Raw genomic sequence first — 309 nt, forward strand, 5'->3', positions numbered from 1 at the left:
GGCGCATCCTGCGGGTCTCGCCGCAGGGCGATTGGAGCGTCGTTGCCGAATACGACGGCGAACCGAACGGCCTCGCCCTGCGTCACGACGGCACGTTGCTGATTGCTGACTATAAGAATGGAGTGCTGTCGCTCGACCCGGCGACGGGCGTGGTCAGCCCCTTCCTTACCCGCCGCAACAGCGAACGCTTCAAGGGTCCGAACGATCTGGTCGTCGCCCGCAACGGCGATGTCTATTTCACCGATCAAGGCCAGACCGGCCTGCACGACCCGACCGGCCGCGTGTACCGCCTGCGCCCGGATGGCCGGC

General features: G+C 66.7%; 1 protein-coding gene. It reads left to right on the plus strand.

The window, feature by feature from the left end; translation table 11 throughout:
* Nucleotides 1–309: SMP-30/gluconolactonase/LRE family protein (locus RVY79_RS18720; RefSeq protein ID WP_317466053.1), on the plus strand; the 309-nt coding region annotated here is incomplete at both ends.

The sequence above is a fragment of the Chromohalobacter sp. HP20-39 genome (assembly GCF_033052815.1).
Classification (GTDB): Bacteria; Pseudomonadota; Gammaproteobacteria; order Pseudomonadales; family Halomonadaceae; genus Chromohalobacter.